The 23,252-nt window shown below is 63.8% G+C and carries 23 protein-coding genes; 16 read left to right on the forward strand and 7 right to left on the reverse strand.

Annotated features, from left to right (window positions below):
- Nucleotides 1–60: 60 nt before the first annotated feature.
- The gene (locus ACX93L_RS18105; protein WP_459406098.1) at nt 61–1,305 is read left to right on the forward strand and encodes an MFS transporter; all 1,245 of its coding nucleotides are present in this window, start codon (nt 61–63) and stop codon (nt 1,303–1,305) included.
- On the opposite strand, the gene ACX93L_RS18110 is transcribed toward ACX93L_RS18105, so the two are convergent.
- The 6 genes from ACX93L_RS18110 to hemC all read right to left on the reverse strand — a co-directional run bounded on the left by ACX93L_RS18110 (nt 1,293) and on the right by hemC (nt 7,112).
- Nucleotides 1,293–2,021 carry a glutamine amidotransferase gene (locus tag ACX93L_RS18110; RefSeq protein WP_459406258.1) on the reverse strand — a complete coding sequence of 243 codons (729 nt, stop codon included), beginning with the start codon at nt 2,019–2,021 and terminating at the stop codon, nt 1,293–1,295. The genes ACX93L_RS18105 and ACX93L_RS18110 overlap by 13 nt on opposite strands.
- Nucleotides 2,014–2,493, reverse strand: a complete 480-nt coding sequence (locus tag ACX93L_RS18115; protein WP_459406099.1) for a tellurite resistance TerB family protein — start codon at nt 2,491–2,493, stop codon at nt 2,014–2,016. Before ACX93L_RS18115 ends, ACX93L_RS18110 begins: the two co-directional genes overlap by 8 nt.
- Before the next feature lie 10 nt (nt 2,494–2,503).
- Nucleotides 2,504–4,102 (reverse strand): heme biosynthesis HemY N-terminal domain-containing protein, encoded by a 1,599-nt coding sequence (locus ACX93L_RS18120; RefSeq protein ID WP_459406100.1) that lies wholly within the window; start codon nt 4,100–4,102, stop codon nt 2,504–2,506.
- A 12-nt stretch (nt 4,103–4,114) separates the two neighbouring features.
- On the reverse strand, nt 4,115–5,362 hold the full coding sequence (locus ACX93L_RS18125) for a COG4223 family protein (RefSeq protein WP_459406101.1): 1,248 nt from the start codon (nt 5,360–5,362) through the stop codon (nt 4,115–4,117).
- Nucleotides 5,363–5,452: 90 nt separating this feature from the next.
- On the reverse strand, nt 5,453–6,178 hold the full coding sequence (locus ACX93L_RS18130; protein ID WP_459406102.1) for a uroporphyrinogen-III synthase: 726 nt from the start codon (nt 6,176–6,178) through the stop codon (nt 5,453–5,455).
- 4 nt (nt 6,179–6,182) lie between these two features.
- The gene (gene hemC / locus ACX93L_RS18135; protein WP_459406103.1) at nt 6,183–7,112 is read right to left on the reverse strand and encodes a hydroxymethylbilane synthase; all 930 of its coding nucleotides are present in this window, start codon (nt 7,110–7,112) and stop codon (nt 6,183–6,185) included.
- Between the two features lie 73 nt (nt 7,113–7,185).
- Between hemC and tsaD the strand changes: the two genes are divergently transcribed.
- From tsaD to ACX93L_RS18160, 5 genes are read left to right on the forward strand one after another with little or no spacing between them, the layout of a single operon-like run.
- A complete protein-coding gene (gene tsaD, locus ACX93L_RS18140; protein ID WP_459406104.1) occupies nt 7,186–8,283 on the forward strand; it encodes a tRNA (adenosine(37)-N6)-threonylcarbamoyltransferase complex transferase subunit TsaD in 1,098 nt (365 codons plus the stop codon).
- A complete protein-coding gene (locus tag ACX93L_RS18145) occupies nt 8,280–9,269 on the forward strand; it encodes an NAD(P)H-dependent glycerol-3-phosphate dehydrogenase (protein ID WP_459406105.1) in 990 nt (329 codons plus the stop codon). The genes tsaD and ACX93L_RS18145 overlap by 4 nt, the downstream gene beginning before the upstream one ends.
- Nucleotides 9,270–9,301: 32 nt before the next feature.
- Nucleotides 9,302–9,595 carry a YciI-like protein gene (locus tag ACX93L_RS18150; protein ID WP_459406106.1) on the forward strand — a complete coding sequence of 98 codons (294 nt, stop codon included), beginning with the start codon at nt 9,302–9,304 and terminating at the stop codon, nt 9,593–9,595.
- A gap of 7 nt (nt 9,596–9,602) precedes the next feature.
- Nucleotides 9,603–10,034, forward strand: coding sequence for an EVE domain-containing protein (locus ACX93L_RS18155; RefSeq protein ID WP_459406107.1), 432 nt, complete (start codon nt 9,603–9,605; stop codon nt 10,032–10,034).
- A gap of 9 nt (nt 10,035–10,043) precedes the next feature.
- Complete coding sequence (locus ACX93L_RS18160) at nt 10,044–10,688, forward strand: class I SAM-dependent methyltransferase (RefSeq protein ID WP_459406108.1); 645 nt, start codon at nt 10,044–10,046, stop codon at nt 10,686–10,688.
- 9 nt (nt 10,689–10,697) lie between these two features.
- Here ACX93L_RS18160 and ACX93L_RS18165 read toward each other — a convergent pair whose 3' ends face one another.
- A complete protein-coding gene (locus ACX93L_RS18165; RefSeq protein WP_459406109.1) occupies nt 10,698–11,087 on the reverse strand; it encodes a hypothetical protein in 390 nt (129 codons plus the stop codon).
- Nucleotides 11,088–11,385: 298 nt separating this feature from the next.
- Here ACX93L_RS18165 and sdhC point away from each other — a divergent pair, with 298 nt between their 5' ends.
- The 10 genes from sdhC (at nt 11,386) to ACX93L_RS18215 (ending at nt 23,204) form a co-directional block, all read left to right on the forward strand.
- On the forward strand, nt 11,386–11,781 hold the full coding sequence (gene sdhC / locus ACX93L_RS18170; RefSeq protein WP_459406110.1) for a succinate dehydrogenase, cytochrome b556 subunit: 396 nt from the start codon (nt 11,386–11,388) through the stop codon (nt 11,779–11,781).
- Nucleotides 11,782–11,791: 10 nt separating this feature from the next.
- The gene (sdhD, locus tag ACX93L_RS18175) at nt 11,792–12,172 is read left to right on the forward strand and encodes a succinate dehydrogenase, hydrophobic membrane anchor protein (protein ID WP_459406111.1); all 381 of its coding nucleotides are present in this window, start codon (nt 11,792–11,794) and stop codon (nt 12,170–12,172) included.
- 6 nt (nt 12,173–12,178) lie between these two features.
- Nucleotides 12,179–14,020 carry a succinate dehydrogenase flavoprotein subunit gene (gene sdhA, locus ACX93L_RS18180; RefSeq protein WP_459406112.1) on the forward strand — a complete coding sequence of 614 codons (1,842 nt, stop codon included), beginning with the start codon at nt 12,179–12,181 and terminating at the stop codon, nt 14,018–14,020.
- An 18-nt stretch (nt 14,021–14,038) separates the two neighbouring features.
- A complete protein-coding gene (locus ACX93L_RS18185) occupies nt 14,039–14,818 on the forward strand; it encodes a succinate dehydrogenase iron-sulfur subunit (protein ID WP_169593724.1) in 780 nt (259 codons plus the stop codon).
- A 195-nt stretch (nt 14,819–15,013) separates the two neighbouring features.
- Nucleotides 15,014–15,535 (forward strand): protease inhibitor Inh/omp19 family protein, encoded by a 522-nt coding sequence (locus tag ACX93L_RS18190; RefSeq protein ID WP_459406113.1) that lies wholly within the window; start codon nt 15,014–15,016, stop codon nt 15,533–15,535.
- 69 nt (nt 15,536–15,604) lie between these two features.
- Nucleotides 15,605–16,768 (forward strand): cell division protein ZapE, encoded by a 1,164-nt coding sequence (zapE, locus tag ACX93L_RS18195; protein ID WP_459406114.1) that lies wholly within the window; start codon nt 15,605–15,607, stop codon nt 16,766–16,768.
- Between the two features lie 178 nt (nt 16,769–16,946).
- Nucleotides 16,947–17,909: a malate dehydrogenase gene (gene mdh, locus ACX93L_RS18200; RefSeq protein ID WP_459406115.1), complete on the forward strand. Its 963-nt coding sequence runs from the start codon at nt 16,947–16,949 to the stop codon at nt 17,907–17,909.
- Nucleotides 17,910–17,940: 31 nt separating this feature from the next.
- On the forward strand, nt 17,941–19,134 hold the full coding sequence (sucC, locus tag ACX93L_RS18205; protein ID WP_459406116.1) for an ADP-forming succinate--CoA ligase subunit beta: 1,194 nt from the start codon (nt 17,941–17,943) through the stop codon (nt 19,132–19,134).
- An 18-nt stretch (nt 19,135–19,152) separates the two neighbouring features.
- Nucleotides 19,153–20,055 (forward strand): succinate--CoA ligase subunit alpha, encoded by a 903-nt coding sequence (gene sucD, locus ACX93L_RS18210; RefSeq protein WP_459406117.1) that lies wholly within the window; start codon nt 19,153–19,155, stop codon nt 20,053–20,055.
- Nucleotides 20,056–20,219: 164 nt separating this feature from the next.
- Nucleotides 20,220–23,204, forward strand: coding sequence for a 2-oxoglutarate dehydrogenase E1 component (locus tag ACX93L_RS18215; protein WP_459406118.1), 2,985 nt, complete (start codon nt 20,220–20,222; stop codon nt 23,202–23,204).
- Nucleotides 23,205–23,252 lie beyond the last annotated feature (48 nt).

Here is a 23,252-nt window from a genome sequence, read left to right on the forward strand (position 1 = left end):
TGTTTAACGGGCGAACCGGCCGGTTCCGTTGCGCTTTCGCCCGACTGGAAAGTTTCCTTGATGTCTGCAGTTCAGTCCGCCGATCGCTTCGCGGCATTCCGGCACACTTCCTATCTCCGCTTCTTCATCTCGCGCTTCCTCGGTGCATTCGCCACGCAGATCCTCTCGGTCGCCGTTGGCTGGCAGATGTATGACGAGACCGGCAGCGCCTTTCTTCTCGGGATGATCGGGCTGGTGCAGTTCCTGCCGTCGCTACTCCTGATCCTGGTGACCGGCTCTGTGGCGGACCGCTACAATCGCCGTGCGATCGTGGCGAGCTGCATGGTGGTCAGTGCTCTTTGTGGGGGCGCCCTGCTGCTGCTCACGCTGTTTGATGCCTTCGAACCCGTCCTTGTCTTCGGCATCCTTGTGGTGTTCGGCATCGAGCGTGCCTTCAACGCCCCCGCCGTCCAGTCGCTGGCGCCGAACCTCGTTCCGCCGGAAGATCTTGGCAATGCGGTTGCCTGGAACTCGTCCTCCTGGCAGACCGCTTCGATCGTCGGGCCGGTGGTCGGCGGCCTGCTTTACGGTGTCAGCGCCTCGCTTGCTTATACCGTGTCCTTCGTGTTCTTCATCGGGGCGGCCGTCCTGGTGTTCATGGTCGCGAAGCCCGCCCAGCGCAGTCCCTCAAAGGCCGTGTCCTGGGACACGATCCTCGCCGGCTTCCGCTTCATTTTCGGCGAGAAGGTGGTTCTCGGGGCGATTTCGCTCGACCTCTTCGCCGTGTTGCTCGGCGGCGCCATCGCGCTCATGCCGGTGTTCGCCCGGGACATCCTGACACTCGGGCCGCTCGGTCTCGGCCTGCTGCGCGCTGCGCCGGGCGTCGGCGCCATTCTCGTCGCGGTCGCGCTCGCAAGCTTCCCGGTCCGGCACAATGCGGGCGTCTTCATGTTCATCGGCGTCGCGTTGTTCGGCGCCGGCACGATCGTCTTCGGCCTGTCTGAGACGGCCTGGCTTTCAATCGCTGCGTTGATGCTGATGGGGGCGGCCGACATGGCGTCCGTCTATGTTCGCGAGACCCTGATTGCGCTGTGGACGCCGGACGAAGTACGCGGTCGCGTGAATGCGGTGAACATGGTTTTCGTCGGAGCGTCGAATGAACTCGGCGAATTCCGTGCCGGCACGATGGCGCATCTCGTCGGGCCGGTGGCGGCGGTCGTGATTGGCGGTGCTGGAACGCTGGCGGTTGCCGTGGTCTGGGCGCTGGGTTTCCCGCAGTTGCGCAAGATCGACAGTCTGGAAGCTCCCAACACTCAGGCGAAGTGAGGGTTCTTCACGAAGACGAGGTCGAGGAACTCCGATAGCCAGGCACGAAGCGGAGCATCGAAGATCATGCGGCCTTCGAGATGCTCGCGTCCCTGTTGGGCGTTCGGCATGATGAAACGATGTGCTCCATGCACGACCCATCGCTGCATCATGGCGCGGGTCAGCTCGGCATGAAACTGCAGGCCCCAGGCCTGCTCGCCATAGCGAAAGGCCTGGTTGCGGTAGACATCGCCCTCGGCCAGGAGCTGGCAGCCATGCGGCAGGTCGAAGCCTTCCCTGTGAAAGTGATAGACCATCTGCGGCCAACGCATCAGCAGACGACCGTGTTCGGTCGGATGGATCGGATACCAGCCGATCTCGACGCGGCCGTCCTTGTCTGCCTCGACCTTTCCACCGAGATGCCGGACCAGCATCTGGGCGCCGAGGCAGATCCCGAGGAAGGGCTTCTTTTCCTTGAGAGGGACCGCCAGCCAATCGGTTTCCGTGCGCACGAAGGCATCGGGGTCGTTGGCGCTCATCGGGCCGCCGAAGACGACGGCACCGGAATGGGCTTCAAGGGTTTGCGGCAGGGGCTCTCCCAGAACCGGGCGGCGGATGTCGAGCGGAAAGCCCTTTTCCTCCAGCATCTGGCCGACGCGTCCGGCGCTCGACCGTTCCTGATGCAGCACGATCAGCACCGGGGCGCGTTCCTTCGAGCGTGCCGGGACGTCAAGCATCATCATTGCCCGTTAGGCCGGAGCGCGACTTGGCGCCCTGTCGTGCGTGCACGCGATCGCGACCCGACACGCCGAGAAGCTCGGCGACCCGCCAGATCGCATGGTCTTCCATTTCACTCCGGGTGCCATCGGCATAGACGATGTCCCAGAGAATGCCGATCAACTGCTGGCGCTGTTCGTCATTGAGGGCGCGCTTGAGGTCGGACGTAAAGCGGTAATAGTCCACGGCCTCGCTTTCGGCGCGTGCACCCTCTTCCAGGAGAGCGTCGAGGGACGGCTCGTCGAGCTGGTATTGCTCGCGCAGGATCGACCGCAGCTTTTCGCGTTCGGCGGCATGTATCACGCCGTCCGCATCCATGACCTGGAGGCAGAGGCCTGCGACGGCGATGCGGATGTCGTCCGGTGCGAACGAGGGCTTCTGGTCCCGGTTCTGGGTCAGGCTCTGGAAGAAGGCTTGCAGTTGTTCCAGCATGCGTTCTCCCTCAAAACAGCTTCATGCGGTTCTTCTGTTCCGATTCCGACCGACGCTCGTCCTTGCGGACACCCGGATCATCGGGCGCATGGCCGAAGAATGGTTCCGGTTCCTTGGCCGGCGTGGTGGCGGTGCGGTCGCCGGCCTGCTTCGCGGTCGTCCGGGCCGGTGCCTGTTCCGCCTCCTTGATCACGGCGGTTGCCTCGACGACCGGTGTTGGCTTCGGGGCCTCGACCTCGATCTCCGTCGTCTTGACCGGAGGAAGGGTCTCGAGAGCCAGTGCCGCGGCGCCGACAGAACCTTCTTCGACCGGGCCTTCGAGCTGGTCGAAGGGAACCTTCCACTCGAAGGCGTCGAGCCTGCCGGTTAAGGGGGATACCGGCAGCCATTTGTCGGATACGTGGCCGTCGGCCACCCAGGCCGGATCGCGGCCGGCTTTCAGCGCCTGGGCCATCCAGTGGCGGATACGGCCCTGGTCGCCGGTTTCTGCCTCCTCGATGTCGGCCAGCAGCAGGTAGACGCGTTCGCGCGACTCCATGCGAGCGGCGGCTTCGGCCTTGGCGCGCGCCTTGTCGAATTCCTGCGCGTCCAGCGCCGCTTCGGCGACGATCAGCAGGGATTCGGTGTTGTTGGTCCGCAGCGCCTCAAGCCGTTCGGCACGCTTCAGCCGATCGACGGCGCTGTCGCCGCTGCGTGCCCGCAGATAGGTCCGAGCGATGTCGGGATGCGGGTTGAGCTTCCAGACCTGTTCGAGCACGTTGGAGGCCCGGCGCAGGTTGTCTTCCCGGAGATAGGCCTTGGCGGCGACGATCGCGGCCGGCACCAGGTCTTTCGCCAGCTTCAGCGCCTGAAGCGCATTGTCGCGGGCGGCGGAGGGCTGGCCTTCAAGGTGGTCCTCAGCCTTTGCCGTCAGCAGTACGGCCTTCAGGCGGTCCGCCTCGGCGCGGTTCAGCACATGGGCCACGCGCTGCTGATCCAGCAGGCGAATGGCATCGTCCCAGTGACCGGCGCGGCAGCGATGTTCCAGCGTCGCCTTGGCGGCCCAGGGAAGGTAGGGGGCCGCTTCGGCTGCCGTCTCGGCATACTGGCGGGCGGCTTCGTGGGCTCCCAGGCGGTCAGCCTCGACATAAAGACCACGAAGGCCGAGCTCGCGGGTTTCCGGATCTTCGGTCATCTGCTGAAAAAGCTGGCGGGCCTCGTCGTGGCGTCCTTCTATCACGGCGGCCTGGGCATCGAGCACGAGGATCAGCGGTTCCTGGTCGGCGCGCAGAAGGCCACGCGCCCGGGCACTCATCTTGCGGGCGAGCGCGGCATTGCCCGCGCCGGCGGCGATCAGGCCGGTCGAAAGCGCCTGATAGCCGCGATCGCGCGTGCGGGCACGGAAGTAGCGCCTGACGGAATGGGGCGAGGTCCAAACGGTTCGGATGAGCCACCAGCCGAGCATGAAAACGGCGACAATCAGCAGGACGATGGAGGCGGCGACCATCAGGCTCATCTCGATCAGCTGGCCCTGCCAGAGGATCGACAGCGAACCGGGGCGATCGGCAAGCCAGCCGAAGCCAAAGCCGAGAGCCAGAACGGCGAGAATGAAGAACAGGATCCTGGTCATCGGTTTCGTTCCTCAGCCCTTCTTGCCGCTGACGGTGGCGGCGAGTGCGTCGCCGACCAGCGTCTCGATCTCGATCCGGGCCTTGAGTGTCGAGACGAAGGTCGCCGACACGGTCTTGCCTGTCTCCGGAAGACCTTCCCATTCGATGGTGGCGCCCTTCAGGTCGCCATTCTGCAGCTTGTCTTCCATGCGGGCGATGATCGCCTCGGGTGTTGCACCCTCGACATTGCCGACCGGTCGAACCTTGACCACCGAGAGCGCACTCGACAGCAAGCGCTCGCCGATGCCCTGGTTCGGATCAGGCTGATGGATCGCCGCGAGAATCGCATCCGCCACACCACCGAACTGGCGGGTGAGCTCGGCGCGGGAAGCAATGCCGGTCGCCGCATGCGGGCGAAGGCCTTCGATCGCCGGGTCCTCCGGTGCGATGGCCGCAAGCGCATCAAGCTCGGCCATATAGGGGCCGCCGCGTTCGGTGGCTGACTTCAGCGCCGTCAAGGCAATGGCCTTGGCCATCTCGACGTCGGAACGTGGCGCGTCGATCTTCTTCTCGGCCTCGGCGAGGCGTGCGTTGAGGCGAGTTTCGGTCTCGCCCAAGGCGCTGGCATTGCCGGCGATCTCGGTCTTCAGCGCGTCCAGCGCGGCGGTCGTTTCGGACAGGCGCTGGCGCAGTTCCTCGATCGCTGCGGTGTCCGGCGCCGCTGTCGTCTGATTGGCTATTGCGGCCTCCAGGGCGGCGAGGCGCTCCTCGGCGCGCGGATCCGTCGCGGTGGCGGGAGCGCTTGCGAGATTGGCGACCTCCGCCTTCAGAACGGCAACCTCGTCCGCCAGTGCCGAAGTATCTGCAGGCGCTTTCTCCGCGGGCGAAACGGCCGGGAGATAGCCTGCATATTGCATGCTGCCGGCGCCGGCGAGTGCCACGAGGCCACCGAAGATGCCGGCGGCGACAAGCGCGGAGAGAGCCGGGCTGGACTTCGCCGGGCGCGCCTCGCGCAGTTCCCCGGTTGCGGTCGATGCATCGGCGGCCGGGCCGGTTTCGGAAACGGCTTCGCTCGGTGAATCCGCCTGCTCGCTGAAGCTTGCCGTTTCGGCATTTTCAAGTGTGAAGGCAGCGGACGGTCCATTTGCCTCCGGTGCCGGGTCGGCGCTGCCGTCGGCCACGCCCGTCACGGTCTCGAACGGCGTTTCCTCGGCGGTCAGGTCGATGGTGACCGGGTCGTCTGGCGACTTCGAGCGACGGGGCGGCTTTCCGGAAACCATGGCAACCTCTTCATTTCCTTGCGGTGCAAATAAAACTAGTCAGTCGGACCGGCGAAAGAAAGGGCGAAGATCAATTTTGGTTCCTCGACCTTAGAGTAGGGTCAATAGCGACGCTTCGTTTGGTGCCGCCGCCGCCCGGGTTTTCGGGCGATGCGGCTCGGGCACCGTGCATGCGATCTTTTCGCTCAGGCACAATACGCGCGTTTCGGCGAACTGGCCGGGGCGGGAAGTCGTCAGTTCGAGTTCAAAGAAGCGCCGTGCCCCTTCGCTCGAATAAAGCAGGAGGGCATCGACCGGGTGCGATCCGACAATCCGGTTGATCTCTTCTTTCGAATGGGCAAGCGGGCGCATCCGGTAACATAAGCAGGTCTCGACCGGTATTTTGAGGGCGGCAAGCTCCGTCTCGAATCCCGGGGATCTGGGTTCGCCCGCGAGATAGAGGAGCGGACGTGCCGCGCCGACCGTCCTGCCGAGCTTCTGCCCGACCAGCCGGGCGAGGCGGACCCCGTCGTTGTCTCCTGAGTGAACGTCATGAAAACCGAGCGCTTTTGCCGCGTGGGCGGTCCTGTCGCCGACCGCAAACAGCGGCGTGTCGAAGGAGCGGTCCGTTTCTCTGCCGAGGGCCGCAAGCACGCGGACGGCCTCGGCGCTGGTGACGGCGAGCGCCGCATGGGGGAGGCCAAGGGCCGCCCGCGTCGATTCGATGTCGTGTTCTGCCGCGAAAAGCGGGAGCAGGAGCGGTTCGTGCCCTCGGCGCCTCAGTTCGGCGGCGGTGATACTCGCCGCCGGTTCCGGTCGGGTCACGAGAACCCGCATTTCCCTAGCTCCAGCTGTCGAAGAAGCCGGTACCGGCTTCGGCGCGGATTGCTTCGCCGGCCTCGCGGCCGATGGCGGGGGCTTCGGTGCGGTCACCTTCGCGGTGAATCTCATGGAAGCGGGAGCCGTCGGGCGTGAGGATCATGCCGGAAAACGTGATCCGGTCGCCCTCGCACCGGGCGTAGCCGGCGATAGGTGTACGGCACGAGCCGTCGAGGGCGGCAAGGAAGGCGCGTTCGCAGCTGACGGCATCGAAGGTCGCGTGATCGTTGATCGCCTCGAGCAGGGAATTCACTCGGTCGTCGCCGATGCGGCTTTCGATGCAGATCGCCCCCTGGGCAGGAGCGGGTGGGAAATCCTTCGGGTCGAGCAGTTCCGTTAGCACGTCCTGCTTGCCGAGCCGGCGGAGGCCGGCATATGCGAGGAGAGTTGCGTCGACCTGGCCTTCGGCGAGCTTGCGCAGGCGCGTGTCGACCAGGCCGCGGAAGGTGATGACCTTGAGATCAGGACGCAGGCGGCGGATCAGAGCCTGGCGGCGGAGCGACGAGGAGCCGACCGTCGCACCCTGCGGAAGATCGACGAGGCGCGACGAAGCGGCGCCGATGAAGGCATCGCGGACATCTTCGCGCGGCAGGAAGGCCGACAGGAACAGACCCTCCGGCAGGACGGTCGGCATGTCCTTCGACGAGTGCACTGCGAAGTCGAGATCGCCGGATAGCAACTGCTCTTCCAGTTCCTCGGTGAACAGGCCCTTGCCGCCGATCTCGGAGAGAGAACGATCGGTGATGCGGTCACCCTTGGTCGACAGGACGACGATCTCGAACATGTCTTCGGCAAGGCCGTGGGCCGCCATCAGCCGGTCGCGGGTCTCGTGGGCCTGGGCGAGCGCCAGCGGGCTGCCGCGCGTGCCGATGCGGAAAGGTTTTGTTTGCATCCGATCTGATCCGTTGTTACCGGAAGTTCTCGTAGACCGGTTTCCGGGTGATCGCAATCAACGAACAGGGCAAATGAGCGCCAAACTACGCATTCTCGGCATCGAGACGAGTTGTGACGAAACGGCCGCCGCGGTCGTTTCCCGCTTCGAGGATGGCACGGGCCGTATCGAGGCCGACGTGGTGCTCAGCCAGCTCGACGAGCACAGCGCCTATGGCGGCGTCGTGCCGGAGATCGCCGCGCGCGCCCATGTCGAGGCGCTGGACAGCCTGATCGAGGAAGCCCTTGCCCGGTCCGGGACGACGCTTGGCGAGATCGATGCGATCGCCGCGACGGCAGGGCCGGGGCTGATCGGCGGACTGATCGTCGGGCTGATGACCGGCAAGGCGATCGCCCATGCGACGGGCAAGCCGCTCTATGCCGTCAATCATCTCGAGGGTCATGCGCTCACCGCGCGACTGACGGATGGGCTTTCCTTTCCCTACCTGATGCTGCTGGTTTCCGGCGGGCATACGCAGCTGGTTCTCGTGCGCGGCGTCGGCGACTACGAGCGATGGGGCACGACCATCGACGATGCGCTCGGCGAGGCCTTCGATAAGACGGCGAAGCTTCTCGGACTGCCCTATCCTGGCGGCCCGGCGGTCGAGAAAGCGGCGGCCAGCGGCGATGCGAAACGTTTCAACTTTCCGCGGCCGCTGGTCGGCGAGGCGCGACTCGATTTCTCTTTCTCCGGCCTCAAGACGGCCGTGCGGCAGGCTGCCGAAAGCATTGCGCCGGTCACAGACCAGGATATTTCCGACATCTGCGCCTCCTTCCAGAGGGCGATTTCCCGAACCCTCGACGACCGGATCGGTCGTGGCCTGCAACGGTTCCTTGCCGAATTCCCCGATCGCGAAGGCATGCCGGCCCTCGTGGTCGCCGGCGGGGTGGCGGCGAACCAGGAACTTCGCCGCACGCTGCAGTCGCTCTGCGATCGCCACGGCTTCCGATTCGTCGCGCCACCGCACCATCTGTGCACCGACAACGCCGTGATGATCGCCTGGGCGGGGCTCGAGCGGATGGGAACGGGCCTGCCTTCGGACACGCTCGACGTCCAGCCACGTTCCCGCTGGCCACTTGATGCGGGGGCGCAGGCCGTGATCGGCCACGGCAAACGTGGAGCGAAGGCATGAGTGAGAGAGACACGATCGCCGTGGTCGGCGCGGGCGCCTTCGGAACGGCCCTGGCCGCCGTGATCGCCCTTGAAGGAAAGGCCGACGTGACGCTGGTCGGGCGCGATCCCTCACTGATGGCGGACCTGCGAAACGACGGCGTGCACGACGCGGCTCTCCCCGGCATCCGCCTGCCGGACGCACTGAACTACTCTCACGAGCCGGAAGTGCTCTCCGCAGCCGAGACCGTGCTGTTCGCCATGCCGTCCCAGGCGCAGGTTGATGCGGCGATGGCCTATGGCCCCTACCTTAAGGACGGCGCGACCGTCGTCACCTGCGCCAAGGGGATAGACCGCGCGACGTCGCGGCTTCTCACCGACGTGCTGGAAGAGGCCTTGCCCCACCATTCCATCGCCGCCCTTTCCGGGCCCGGTTTTGCCGCCGACATCGCAAGCGGTCTGCCGACCGCCATGGTGATCGCGGCTGCTTCGCTCGCCGAGGCAGAAGGCCTGGCCAAGGCGATCTCCGGACGCACGTTCCGTCTTTACGCGTCGGACGACCGCATCGGCGTGCAGCTCGGCGGCGCGTTGAAGAATGTGCTGGCGATTGCCTGCGGCGTCGTCGAAGGTATGGGTCTCGGCGATTCGGCCCGTGCGGCCCTGATCGCGCGCGGCCTTGCGGAGATGTCCCGGCTGATCGCCGCGATGGGCGGCAAGGCGGATACCGTGCGTGGGCTCTCGGGCCTCGGCGACCTCGTGCTCACCGCGACCAGCCACCAGTCGCGCAACCTCCGTTTCGGGATCTCGCTCGGCCGGGGCGAACCGATCGACTTCTCCCGCGGCCAGCTGGTCGAGGGGGCATTCGCCGCGGCGGTCGCCTCGCGGCTTGCCGAGGGGCTGGCGGTCAGCCTGCCGATCACCGATGCGGTGACCGCGATCATCGAGGGTAGCCTCGACATTCCGACTGCGATCGAACAACTGATGTCGCGGCCGATCACCACCGAGTGACGGGCGCTGAGGAAACAAGGAGAGACCAAGACATGCTTTTTGCCGTGATCTGCGCCGACAAGCCCGCCCATCTCAACCTGCGCATGGAGACCCGTCCGGCCCATGTCGAATGGCTGAATGGTCTCAATGCCGCCGGCACGCTGAAGATCGGCGGCCCCTTCCTCGATTCCGACGGCAAGCCCTGCGGCTCGATGCTGCTGATCGCCGCCGCCGACATCGAAGGTGCCAAGGCGATCGCGGCCGAGGACCCCTATGCCAAGGTCGGCCTGTTCGCCAATGTCGAGATCAAGCCCTACAACTGGGTCTTCAACAATCCGGAGGCTTGAGGGCGACATGGCTTTCTGGCTCTACAAGTCCGAACCCTTCAAGTGGTCGTGGCAGATGCAGAAGGATGCAGGGGCTGCCGGCACCGAATGGACGGGCGTGCGCAACTATCTTGCGCGAAACAACATGCGGGCCATGAAGATCGGCGACAAGGGTTTCTTCTATCACTCGAACGAGGGACTCGAAGTCGTCGGCATCACCGAGGTCTGCGCGCTTTCGCATCCGGATCCGACGGCCGAAGGCGATGCCCGTTGGGATTGCGTCGACATCCGCGCCGTGATGGACATGCCGAAGCCGGTGTCGCTCAAGGACATCAAGGCGAACGAAAAGCTCGCCGCGATGTCGCTCGTGACCTCGATGCGGCTTTCCGTCCAGCCGGTCACGGAAGACGAATATCTTGAAGTCTGCCGGATGGGCGGGCTCGACAATCCGCCGCGCTGAGGGGGTGGCTTGTACACCGATCCGGAACTCTTCATCCGCTCCAATACCAGCCTGATGGCCCCGCCGCATGTGCCGGAAATCCGGCTGTGGCTGGCAAGCGAGGTCCATGATCTCTGGCTGAAGACGGAGGAAGACCTTCAGGAGATCGGCCTTCCGCCGCCGTTCTGGGCCTTTGCCTGGGCCGGCGGGCAGGGGCTTGCGCGTTACATTCTCGACCATCCGGAAGAAGTGCGCGGCAAGCGGGTGCTGGATTTCGCAAGCGGTTCAGGCCTTGTCGCGATCGCGGCAAGGCTGGCTGGTGCCAGAGAAGTCGTCGCCGCCGACATCGATCCATGGGCGGAGACGGCCATCCGCCTGAATGCCGCGGAAAACGGCGTCGAAATCGCCTTCGTCGGAGAAGACCTGATCGGCGGCCCCCTTGATGCGGACGTGCTGCTCGCGGGCGACGTCTTCTACGATCGCGACTTCGCCAATGCGCTGGTCTCTTGGTTCGGCACGCTCGCTGCCGAGGGAAGACGGGTGCTGGTCGGCGATCCGGGGCGCAGCTACCGGCCGACCGAAAGGCTGGAGGCGCTCGCGACCTACGAGGTGCCGGTCACGCGCGTGCTCGAAGACAGCGAAGTCAAGAAGACGACCGTCTGGCGCTTTCGCTGACTGCGCTCGTCAGTTCCGGGGCCGGATGACACAGACGCCGGCTTCATAGGCGCAGGCGGCATCCTCCATCTTGGCCCCGATCTCGATGATCTTGGCCGGTGGGGGCCGATAGCCCACCACGTCGCTCTTCGAACCTTCAACGGCAAAATAGATGCCCGATCCGCGAACACGCACGGCTGAGATGGAGCCCGCAAAGGTGCCGATGCCCGGCACGACCGAGGGAAGGCCGGCGCCGCCGATGACGGCGTCGTCGTGGTTCTGATGATGCTGGCCACGCTCATGATGCAGGCGCGGGCGCGGCGCATGGCCGTAGTCGCCCGCCGCCAGCGGCAGAGAGGAAATTGCGAGGAATGTCGCTGTTGCGACGATCAGCCCGGTGCGGGCAAGACGCGTGACCATGGATGCCTCTCCGTCGAGATCGGTTGCGGTTAACAAATCGTTAACGGCACCATGTCGGATTTTTTCGGGAAAGTCATTGGAACGCAGGATTTTTTAGGAGAATAGGCTTAACGTCGGCCCTTGGCATAAAGTTGTATTCATCCCAATCGATTAAATTGGAATCGGCGGGTGAATGGGCTTGTCGTCCGTCATTTCGGCGATTAAACGTCGCGAATGATGCAATGCACCCACTCGGGGTTTAGTCATTGCCCGCAATTGTCCGAGAATTCGGATCGCATCGAAACGCCGCGAGGTTCTGATGGCGAATGTGACAAACAATCGGCCTTTGTCGCCGCACCTGCAAATCTACAAGCCGATCCCCACCATGGTCATGTCGATCCTGCATCGCATCACCGGCGGTGCGCTCTATTTCGGCACGATCCTCGTCGCCTGGTGGCTCATCGCCGCGTCGACGGGTGCTGCCTATTTCGAATGGGTCACCTGGTTCATGGGCACCATCATCGGCCGCCTCATCCTCCTGGGTTATACTTGGGCCCTGCTGCACCATATGCTCGGCGGCCTGCGCCACCTCATGTGGGATGTCGGTTACGGCTTCGACAAGCACTTTTCCACCAAGCTCGCCAAGGCGAACATCATCGGTTCGGTGGCGCTGACCCTTCTCGTGTGGGCAATCGCCTACGCCGTTCGCTCCTGAGGTCACGAACATGGATATGCGCACTCCGCTCGGCAAGGTACGGGGCCTCGGCTCGGCAAAGGAAGGCACTGAGCACTTCTGGCGCCAGCGCCTGACGGCCGTTGCCAACATCCCGCTCATCATCTTCTTCGTCGGCTTCCTGGTCTGCTACGGCGGCGCTCCCTACGCGGAAGTCGTCGGCGCTCTGGCCAACCCGGTCGTGGCCGTGATCATGGGCCTCGTGGTCGTCTCCGGCGTCGTTCACATGAAGCTCGGCATGCAGGTCGTCATCGAGGACTACATCCACGTCGAACTGACCAAGCTGCTGCTGCTGATGCTCAACACGTTCTTCGCAATCCTGGTCGGCGGGCTCTGTCTTTTCGCCGTTCTGAAGATCGCATTCGTAGGATAAACCATCATGGCATCGAACAGTTCAGCCGCTCAGAACGGCAAGGCATACAAGTACGTCGACCATTCCTATGACGTCGTCGTCGTGGGTGCCGGTGGCGCCGGCCTGCGCGCCACGCTCGGCATGGCCGAGCAGGGCTTCAAGACGGCCTGCATCACCAAGGTCTTCCCGACCCGCTCGCACACCGTTGCCGCCCAGGGCGGTATCGCCGCCTCGCTCACCAACATGACGCCGGACTGCTGGCAGTGGCACCTCTACGACACCGTCAAGGGTTCCGACTGGCTCGGCGACGTCGACGCCATGCAGTATCTCGCCATGGAAGCCCCAAAGGCCGTCTATGAGCTCGAGCACTACGGCGTTCCTTTCTCGCGCAACGAGGAAGGCAAGATCTACCAACGCCCGTTCGGCGGTCACATGCAGAACTACGGCGAAGGCCCGCCGGTACAGCGTACCTGCGCTGCCGCCGACCGTACCGGCCACGCCATCCTGCACACGCTTTATGGCCAGTCGCTGCGCAACAATGCCGAATTCTTCATCGAGTATTTCGCCCTCGACCTGATCATGGCGCCCGATGGTCGCTGCACCGGCGTCGTTGCCTGGAACCTCGATGACGGCACGATCCATCGCTTCGCCGCCAAGATGGTGGTGCTGGCGACCGGCGGTTACGGCCGCGCCTATTTCTCGGCCACCTCGGCACACACCTGCACCGGCGACGGCGGCGGCATGATCGCGCGCGCCGGCCTGCCGCTCCAGGACATGGAGTTCGTGCAGTTCCACCCGACCGGCATCTACGGCGCAGGCTGTCTGATCACCGAAGGCGCTCGCGGCGAAGGCGGCTATCTCGTCAACTCCGAAGGCGAGCGTTTCATGGAGCGCTACGCTCCGTCCGCGAAGGACCTCGCCTCGCGCGACGTCGTTTCGCGCTGCATGACGATGGAAATCCGGGAAGGCCGCGGCGTCGGCAAGAACAAGGATCACATCTTCCTGCATCTCGATCATCTCGATCCCGCGGTTCTGCATGAGCGCCTGCCGGGCATCTCGGAATCGGCGAAGATCTTTGCCGGCGTCGACGTGACGCGCGAGCCCATCCCGGTTCTGCCGACCGTTCACTACAACATGGGTGGCATTCCGACGAACTACTGGGGCGAAGTGCTGAACGCCGACGCCCAGAACCCGGAACGCATCGCGCCCGGCCTGATGGCCGTCGGCGAAGCCGGCTGCGCATCGGTCCATGGTGCCAACCGCCTCGGCTCCAACTCGCTGATCGACCTCGTCGTCTTCGGTCGTGCCGCCGCGATCCGCGCCGGTCAGGTCATCGACAAGTCCGAGCCTGTTCCGGCGCTCGACATCGCCGCCTGCGACAAGATCATGGATCGCTTCGACGGTCTGCGCCACGCCTCGGGTTCGACCCCGACCGCCGTGCTGCGCGACAAGATGCAGCGGGCGATGCAGGAAGACGCCGCCGTGTTCCGGACCCAGGAAGCGCTCGAAAGCGGCTGCCGCCGCATCTCGGCGATCTGGAAGGAACTGCCGGACGTCAAGGTCACAGACCGTTCCATGGTCTGGAACTCCGACCTCGTCGAGACGCTGGAACTGCACAACCTGATGGCAAACGCCATCACCACGGTCTACGGCGCGGAAGCACGCAAGGAAAGCCGCGGCAGCCATGCGCGCGAGGACTATACCAGCGGCCCGTTCGCCGGTCGCGACGACGAGAACTGGCGCAAGCACACGCTCGCCTGGGTCTCCGAAGCCGGCGACGTGAAGCTCGACTATCGTCCGGTTCACACCGACCTGATCGCCGACGGCATCGATCCCTACAAGATCGCGCCGAAGGCCCGCGTCTACTGATCTCGAGAGGAACTGGATATGGTTGAACTCGCTCTTCCGAAGAACTCGCAGATCAGCGAAGGCAAGGTCTGGCCGAAGCCGGCCGGTGCCAAGAACGTCCGCGAATACCGGATCTATCGCTGGAATCCGGATGACGGCCAGACCCCGCGAATCGATACCTATTACATCGATATCGACGATTGCGGGCCGATGGTTCTCGACGGTCTCTTGTACATCAAGAACAACATCGACCCGACGCTGACGCTGCGCCGCTCCTGCCGCGAAGGCATCTGCGGTTCGTGCGCGATGAACATCGACGGCACCAACACGCTCGCCTGCACCAAGGGCATGGACGAGATCAACGGTACCGTTAAGGTCTATCCGCTGCCGCACATGCCGGTGGTGAAGGACCTCGTGCCGGATCTTACCAACTTCTATGCCCAGCACCGTTCGATCGAGCCCTGGCTGAAGACGGTTTCGCCGCCGCCGGCCAAGGAATGGAAGCAGAGCCACGAAGACCGCCTGAAGCTCGACGGTCTCTACGAGTGCATCCTCTGCGCCTGCTGCTCGACCTCCTGTCCGAGCTACTGGTGGAACGGCGACCGCTATCTCGGTCCGGCCGTGCTGCTGCAGGCCTACCGCTGGCTCATCGACAGCCGCGACGAAGCCAAGGGCGAGCGCCTCGACAACCTGGAAGATCCCTTCCGTCTCTATCGCTGCCACACCATCATGAACTGCGCGCAGACCTGCCCGAAGGGTCTGAACCCGGCCAAGGCCATCGCGGAGATCAAGAAGATGATGGTCGAACGCCGCTTCTGATCGGCGTCCATGCTTAATGCGGGTTGCTTTCCCCGGATCGCGACCCATTTAATCAATCGACCCGGCGCGGGCCTCCTTTCGAGGCCCCGCCGGTTCGTTTATTGCTAGCGTCTTGATTCGCTCGTCCCTTTCGCGATAATTCCGCCTTGTTTCGGGACGACAACCGGCCAAATGCGGTCAACCGGGAGTGTGGTGATGAAGTTGAAATATGCGGCAACGGGCGTCGCGGTCCTTCTGTCTCTGGCAGGCTGCCAGCGGACATCCTTCAGTGGCGCCGATTCCGGCGCATCCTCACTTCCGCCGCTCGAAGCCCAGCCCGTCCCCTCGGTCCAGTCGGGCCAGCTGCCGCCGCCCGGTGGCGCGCCCGGCCAGTTCCCGGCGGCGCCGCAGGCTGCAACGCAGACCGCCGCTGCCGGCGTTGCCCCGGCAACCGCACTCGACGTGACGAAGGAATCGATGGTCGGCAACTGGCGCGTATCGAGCGCCGGCGCGTCCTGCGACATGTTCCTGACCCTCACCAACCTCGGCAGCGGCTCGCGCGGCGGCACGCGCGGTTGCGCCGGCCCGCTGACTGCCATGGGCTCCTGGGAAGTGTCCGGCAAGCAGGTCGTCCTCAAGGATCGCAGCGGAAATGAGCTGGGTCGTCTCTACAAGACAGCCGACGCCCGCTTCGACGGCACGGTCAGCACCGGACAGCCGATCAGCCTGAGCCGCTAAGCTCCCCATCCATCAAAGCCGAGCGGCGGTGGCCCCGGCGGCGCCCCGCGTTTCAAGCGGAGCTTGCGCATGCAGCCCATCCCCGACTACGCGCTGAGCGTCGCCGAGCAATTGCGGTCAATGACCGAGGCCGGCACGCTCAGGGCGGACAAGGCGCAGATGGAGGTGGCTGACCACCTCGATCGAATTCTCCAGGACATGAAACAGCGCAAGCCGGCCGCCAAGAAGAGCGCGCTCGGCTGGATGTTCGCGCAGAAGCGCAAGCCGTTGCAGCCCGTTCGTGGGCTCTACGTGCACGGTAGTGTCGGGCGCGGCAAGACCATGCTGATGGACCTCTTCTTCAAGCTCGCTCCGGTCGAGAAGAAGCGCCGTGCGCATTTTCACGAATTCATGGCCGATGTGCATTCGCGCATCCACGCCCACCGGATGAAGCTGAAGAACGGTGAGACGCGGCAGGCCGATCCGGTTCCGCCGGTTGCCGCGGCGCTGCGCGAAGAGGCGGAGCTTCTGTGCTTCGACGAGTTCACCGTGACCGACATCGCCGATGCGATGATCCTCGCGCGGCTGTTCACCGAGCTCTTTGCCCGTGGCTGCACACTGGTTGCCACGTCGAATGTCGAACCGGGCAATCTCTACCGCGACGGCCTGAACCGTGGGCTTTTCCTGCCCTTCATCGAGCTCCTGAAGCGGCACGTCGATGTGACGACGCTCGATTCACCCACCGACTACCGCCTGGAAAAGCTGGAGAGCCTGCCGGTCTATGCCGCGCCTCTCTCGCCCGATGCCGACCGCCTGATGGATCTTGCCTGGAAGCGGGTCACGGAAGGGCGGCCGGAAGCTGCTACGGAGATCGACATGAAGGGGCGTGTCGTTCCCGTGCCGCGTTCCGTCGGTCGCGCTGCACGCTTCAGTTTCGCCGAGTTGTGCGAGCGGCCACTGGGGGCCTCGGACTATCTCGAAATCGCCAAGCGCTTCGATGCGGTGTTCATCGACCACATCCCCCATCTCGGACCGGCGAAGCGCAACGAGACGAAACGATTTATTATCCTTGTCGATGCACTCTACGACGCGTCCGTCCGTCTCTTCGCCTCGGCCGAGGCCATGCCCGAAGAGCTTCTCACCGAGAAGAAGGGTACCGAAGGTTTCGAGTTCGACCGCACCGTTTCGCGGCTTTTCGAGATGCGCAGTGCCGACTATCTGACGCTGCACAAGGCTCAGCGCGGGCAATTGTGACGCTTCTACGTCATAATATTTGACGTTTACGTAAGAATTTTATGATCTAACCGATTGAAAATACTGCGCCAAAAATAATCGGTTGCAGTTTTTTTCAAGTGTCGTTATGCGAATTTTCACAATGCCCGGCTATATGAGGCCGTCAGCCTTGGTTTTGGATCTAAAAGGAAGCACTTCAATGGCGCGCAACAAGATCGCTCTTATCGGTTCTGGAATGATTGGTGGAACGCTGGCGCATCTCGCCGGCCTCAAGGAGCTGGGCGATATTGTCCTGTTCGACATCGCCGACGGTATCCCGCAGGGCAAGGGCCTCGATATCGCCCAGTCCTCCCCGGTCGAAGGCTTCAACGCCAAGCTGACCGGTGCCAGCGACTACTCCGCCATCGAAGGCGCAGACGTCTGCATCGTCACCGCCGGCGTCGCCCGCAAGCCGGGCATGAGCCGCGATGACCTGCTCGGCATCAACCTCAAGGTCATGGAACAGGTCGGCGCCGGTATCAAGAAGTATGCCCCGAACGCCTTCGTCATCTGCATCACCAACCCGCTCGACGCGATGGTCTGGGCCCTGCAGAAGTTCTCGGGCCTGCCGACCAACAAGGTTGTTGGCATGGCCGGCGTTCTCGACTCGGCCCGCTTCCGCCTGTTCCTCTCGGAAGAATTCAACGTTTCGGTCCAGGACGTCACGGCATTCGTGCTCGGCGGCCACGGCGACACGATGGTGCCGCTCGCCCGCTACTCCACGATCGGCGGCATTCCGCTGACCGACCTCGTCAAGATGGGCTGGGTCACCAAGGAACGCCTCGAAGAGATCATCCAGCGCACCCGTGACGGCGGCGCGGAGATCGTCGGCCTGCTGAAGACCGGCTCTGCCTATTACGCTCCGGCTGCCTCGGCCATCGAGATGGCTGAATCCTACCTCAAGGACAAGAAGCGCGTCCTGCCTTGCGCCGCGTTCCTGTCCGGCCAGTACGGCGTGAAGGACATGTATGTCGGCGTGCCGACTGTCATCGGCGCCGGCGGCGTCGAGCGCATCATCGAAATCGACCTGAACAAGGCCGAGGAAGAAGCCTTCCAGAAGTCCGTCGGCGCCGTCGCCGGCCTCTGCGAAGCCTGCATCAATATCGCCCCCGCCCTCAAGTAACTGCCATTCGGCCCAAGACAGGGACAAGACGATGAACATTCATGAATACCAGGCCAAGGCTCTCCTGAAGGGCTACGGCGCACCGGTCGCCGAAGGTGTGGCGATCCTCAAGGTCGAAGAGGCCGAGGCTGCCGCGAAGAAGCTCCCGGGACCGCTTTATGTGGTCAAGAGCCAGATCCATGCCGGCGGCCGCGGCAAGGGCAAGTTCAAGGAACTCGGTCCGGATGCCAAGGGTGGCGTCCGCCTTGCCAAGTCGATCGACGAAGTCGTTTCGCACGCCAAGGAAATGCTCGGCAACACGCTGGTGACCGCCCAGACCGGTGATGCCGGCAAGCAGGTCAACCGTCTCTACATCGAAGACGGCGCCGACATTGACCGCGAGCTCTATTGCTCGCTGCTGGTCGACCGTTCGGTCGGTCGCGTTGCCTTCGTCGTCTCGACGGAAGGCGGCATGGACATCGAGGCTGTCGCCCACGACACGCCGGAAAAGATCCACACGATCGCGATTGATCCGGAAGCCGGTGTGACGGCTGCCGACGTTGCCGCCATCTCCAAGGCGCTCGCCCTCTCGGGTGCTGCCGCCGAAGACGCCAAGGCGCTCTTCCCGGCGCTCTACAAGGCCTTCAACGAGAAGGACATGGCGCTGCTTGAGGTCAACCCGCTGATCGTCATGAAGGACGGCCACCTGCGCGTCCTCGACGCCAAGATGTCGTTCGACGGCAATGCGCTCTTCCGTCACGACGACGTCCGGGCGCTGCGCGACGAAACCGAAGAAGACGCCAAGGAAATCGAAGCCTCCAAGTGGGACCTCGCCTATGTGGCGCTCGACGGCAACATCGGCTGCATGGTCAACGGCGCAGGCCTTGCCATGGCGACGATGGACATCATCAAGCTGTACGGCAAGGAGCCGGCGAACTTCTGCGACGTCGGCGGTGGCGCCGGCAAGGAGAAGGTTGCGGCTGCCTTCAAGATCATCACGGCTGACCCGAAGGTCGAGGGCATCCTCGTCAACATCTTCGGCGGCATCATGAAGTGCGACGTCATCGCCGAAGGCGTTGTCGCAGCCGTTCAGGAAGTCGGTCTGAAGGTTCCGCTGGTCGTCCGCCTGGAAGGCACGAATGTCGAGCTCGGCAAGAAGATCCTGAACGAGTCGGGCCTTGCGATCACGGCCGCCGACGACCTGGACGACGCGGCCAAGAAGATCGTCGCGGCGATCAACGGCTAATTTGAGGGACCTGAACCAATGTCGATTCTCGTCAATAAGAACACCAAGGTCCTCGTTCAGGGCCTGACCGGCAAGACCGGTACCTTCCACACCGAACAGGCGCTTGCTTACTACGGCACGCAGATGGTCGGTGGTATCCACCCCAAGAAGGGTGGCGAAAACTGGACCGGCTCCAAGGGCGAAACCCTGCCGATCTTCGCAACGGTTGCCGAAGGCAAGGAAAAGACCGGCGCCGATGCGACCGTCATCTACGTCCCGCCGGCAGGTGCCGCCGATGCGATCATCGAGGCGATCGACGCCGAGATCCCCTTCATCACCTGCATCACCGAGGGCATCCCGGTCATGGACATGGTCCGCGTGAAGGCCAAGCTCGACAAGTCGAAGTCGCGCCTGCTCGGCCCGAACTGCCCGGGTATCCTGACGCCGGAAGAATGCAAGATCGGCATCATGCCGGGCTCGATCTTCCGCAAGGGTTCGGTCGGTATCGTCTCGCGCTCCGGCACGCTCACCTATGAGGCCGTGTTCCAGACCTCGAACGAAGGCCTCGGCCAGACGACCGCTGTCGGTATCGGCGGCGACCCGGTCAAGGGCACCGAGTTCATCGACGTGCTCGAGATGTTCCTGGCCGACGAAGCCACGACCTCGATCATCATGATCGGCGAAATCGGCGGCTCGGCTGAAGAAGATGCAGCCCAGTTCCTGATCGACGAAGCCAAGAAGGGCCGCAAGAAGCCGATGGCCGGCTTTATCGCGGGCCGTACTGCTCCGAAGGGCCGCACCATGGGCCACGCAGGCGCTGTCGTCTCCGGCGGCAAGGGCGATGCAGAATCGAAGATCGCCGCGATGGAAGCAGCCGGCATCAAGGTTTCGCCTTCGCCGGCTCGTCTCGGCAAGACCCTGGTTGAAGTCCTCAAGGGCTGAGACCACCTAACGAATGCCAGGCAGGAGGGCCACCCAGGTGTGGTCCGCCTGCCTGATTTGGCGTTTTAAGATCCGGATCGCACGGGGCGGTCCAAGAAAGCGGCAGGCCGGTCTCCGGTCATCACCTCAAGTCGGGAGGCGGACGGAAACGTTCGCAGGACACCATGGCAAGGCAAGAAGCCAACGAGCAGTTTCAGATCACGTCGTTCCTCGACGGCTCGAACGCTGCCTATATCGAGCAGCTCCACGCGCGTTACGAGGACGATCCGGCATCCGTGCCGGCCGAATGGCAGGCCTTCTTCAAGGCGCTTGCCGAAAATCCGTCCGATGTGAAAAAGGCCGCCGCCGGTGCGTCCTGGCAGCGCAAGAACTGGCCGATCGCCGCCAACGGCGAGCTGGTCTCGGCGCTCGACGGCAACTGGGGCCAGATCGAGAAGGTCGTCGAGACCAAGGTCAAGGCCAAGGCGGAAGCCGCCGGCCAGACGATCTCGGCCGAGCAGGTCCTCCAGGCGACTCGCGATTCGGTGCGCGCCATCATGATGATCCGCGCCTATCGCATGCGCGGCCACTTGCATGCCAATCTCGATCCGCTCGGCATCGCCGCCCCGGTCGAGGACTTCAACGAGCTCTCCCCGGCAGCCTACGGCTTCACCGAGGCCGACTACAGCCGCAAGATCTTCATCGACAACGTGCTTGGTCTCGAATACGCGACCATCCCGGAAATGCTCGATATCCTCAAGCGGACCTACTGCTCGACGCTCGGCGTCGAGTTCATGCACATCTCCAATCCGGACGAGAAGCACTGGATCCAGGAGCGCATCGAAGGCCCCGGCAAGGGCGTCGAATTCACCGCGAACGGCAAGAAGGCCATTCTCTCGAAGCTGATCGAGGCCGAAGGCTTCGAGCAGTTCATCGATGTGAAGTACAAGGGCACCAAGCGCTTCGGTCTCGACGGCGGTGAATCGCTGATCCCGGCGCTTGAGCAGATCATCAAGCGCGGCGGCCAGGAAGGTCTTGAAGAGGTCGTGTTCGGCATGGCCCATCGCGGCCGTCTGAACGTGCTGACCAACGTGATGGCGAAGCCGCATCGGGCCGTGTTCCACGAGTTCAAGGGCGGTTCGTTCAAGCCCGACGAAGTCGAAGGTTCGGGCGACGTGAAGTACCATCTCGGTGCCTCTTCCGACCGCGAATTTGACGGCAACAAGGTTCACCTGTCGCTGACGGCAAACCCGTCGCACCTTGAAATCGTCAACCCGGTTGTCATGGGCAAGGCTCGCGCCAAGCAGGACCAGCTCGCCAAGGTCTGGGAAGGCGACATCATTCCGCTGCGCGAACGCGTCAAGGTCCTGCCGCTGCTGCTGCACGGCGACGCCGCTTTTGCCGGCCAGGGCGTGGTTGCCGAAATCCTCGGCCTGTCGGGTCTGCGCGGCCATCGCGTCGCCGGCACCATGCACTTCATCATCAACAATCAGATCGGCTTCACCACCAATCCGGCCTTCTCGCGTTCGTCGCCCTATCCGTCCGACGTCGCCAAGATGATCGAGGCGCCGATCTTCCACGTCAACGGCGATGATCCGGAAGCCGTGGTCTACGCCGCCAAGATCGCCACCGAATACCGGATGAAGTTCCACAAGCCAGTCGTGGTCGATATGTTCTGCTACCGCCGCTTCGGCCACAACGAAGGCGACGAGCCGGCGTTCACCCAGCCGAAGATGTACAAGGCGATCCGCGCCCACAAGACCGTCGTTCAGCTCTATGCCGAGCGCCTGATCGCGGAAGGCCTGATCTCCGAAGGCGAATTCGAGAAGATGAAGGCCGACTGGCGCGCCCACCTCGAGCAGGAGTTCGAGGCCGGTCAGAGCTACAAGCCCAACAAGGCCGACTGGCTGGATGGCGCCTGGTCCGGTCTTCGTACCGCCGACAATGCCGACGAACAGCGCCGTGGCAAGACCGCGGTGCCGATGAAGTCGCTGAAGGAAATCGGTCGCAAGCTGTCGACCATTCCGGAAGGCTTCAAGGCGCATCGCACGATCCAGCGCTTCATGGACAACCGTGCGCAGATGATCGAGACGGGTGAAGGTCTCGACTGGGCAATGGGCGAAGCTCTTGCCTTCGGTTCGCTCTGCGTCGAGGGCACCAAGATCCGCCTCTCCGGTCAGGATTGCGAACGCGGCACCTTCTCGCAGCGCCACTCGGTCCTCTACGATCAGGAGACCGAAGACCGCTTCATCCCGCTTGCCAATCTGGCGCCGAACCAAGGCCGCTATGAGGTCATCAACTCGATGCTCTCCGAAGAGGCCGTGCTCGGCTTCGAATACGGCTACTCGCTGGCCCGTCCGAACGCACTGACCCTCTGGGAAGCGCAGTTCGGCGACTTCGCCAACGGCGCGCAGGTCGTCTTCGACCAGTTCATCTCGTCGGGCGAACGCAAGTGGCTTCGCATGTCCGGTCTCGTCTGCCTCCTGCCGCATGGCTACGAAGGCCAGGGTCCGGAACACTCCTCGGCCCGCCTGGAGCGCTTCCTCCAGCTTTGCGCCGAAGACAACATGCAGGTCGCCAACGTCACGACGCCGGCAAACTACTTCCACATCCTGCGCCGCCAGGTGAAGCGCGACTTCCGCAAGCCGCTGATCCTGATGACGCCGAAGTCGCTGCTGCGCCACAAGCGCGCCATCTCCAGCCTGTCGGAGTTTGCCGGCGAGAGTTCGTTCCATCGTCTGCTCTGGGACGATGCCGAGGTCATCAAGGATGGTCCGATCAAGCTGCAGAAGGACGCCAAGATCCGTCGCGTCGTCATGTGCACGGGCAAGGTCTACTACGACCTTCTCGAAGAGCGTGAAAAGCGTGGCATCGACGACGTCTACCTGCTGCGGATCGAACAGCTCTATCCGTTCCCGGCCAAGGCGCTCATCAACGAGCTTTCCCGTTTCCGCAATGCGGAGATGGTCTGGTGCCAGGAAGAGCCGAAGAACATGGGCGCATGGTCGTTCATCGATCCGTATCTCGAATGGGTGCTCGCCCATATCGACGCCAAGTACCAGCGCGTTCGCTACACCGGCCGTCCGGCGGCTGCCTCGCCGGCGACGGGCCTGATGTCGAAGCACATTGCCCAGCTCGAAGCCTTCCTCGAGGATGCGCTGGGGGGCTGATGCCTCCCAACGCCGAGACCCCATCGACAGAAACGTTCTCTGATCAAC

This window comes from Rhizobium sp. CAU 1783, from assembly GCF_054551725.1.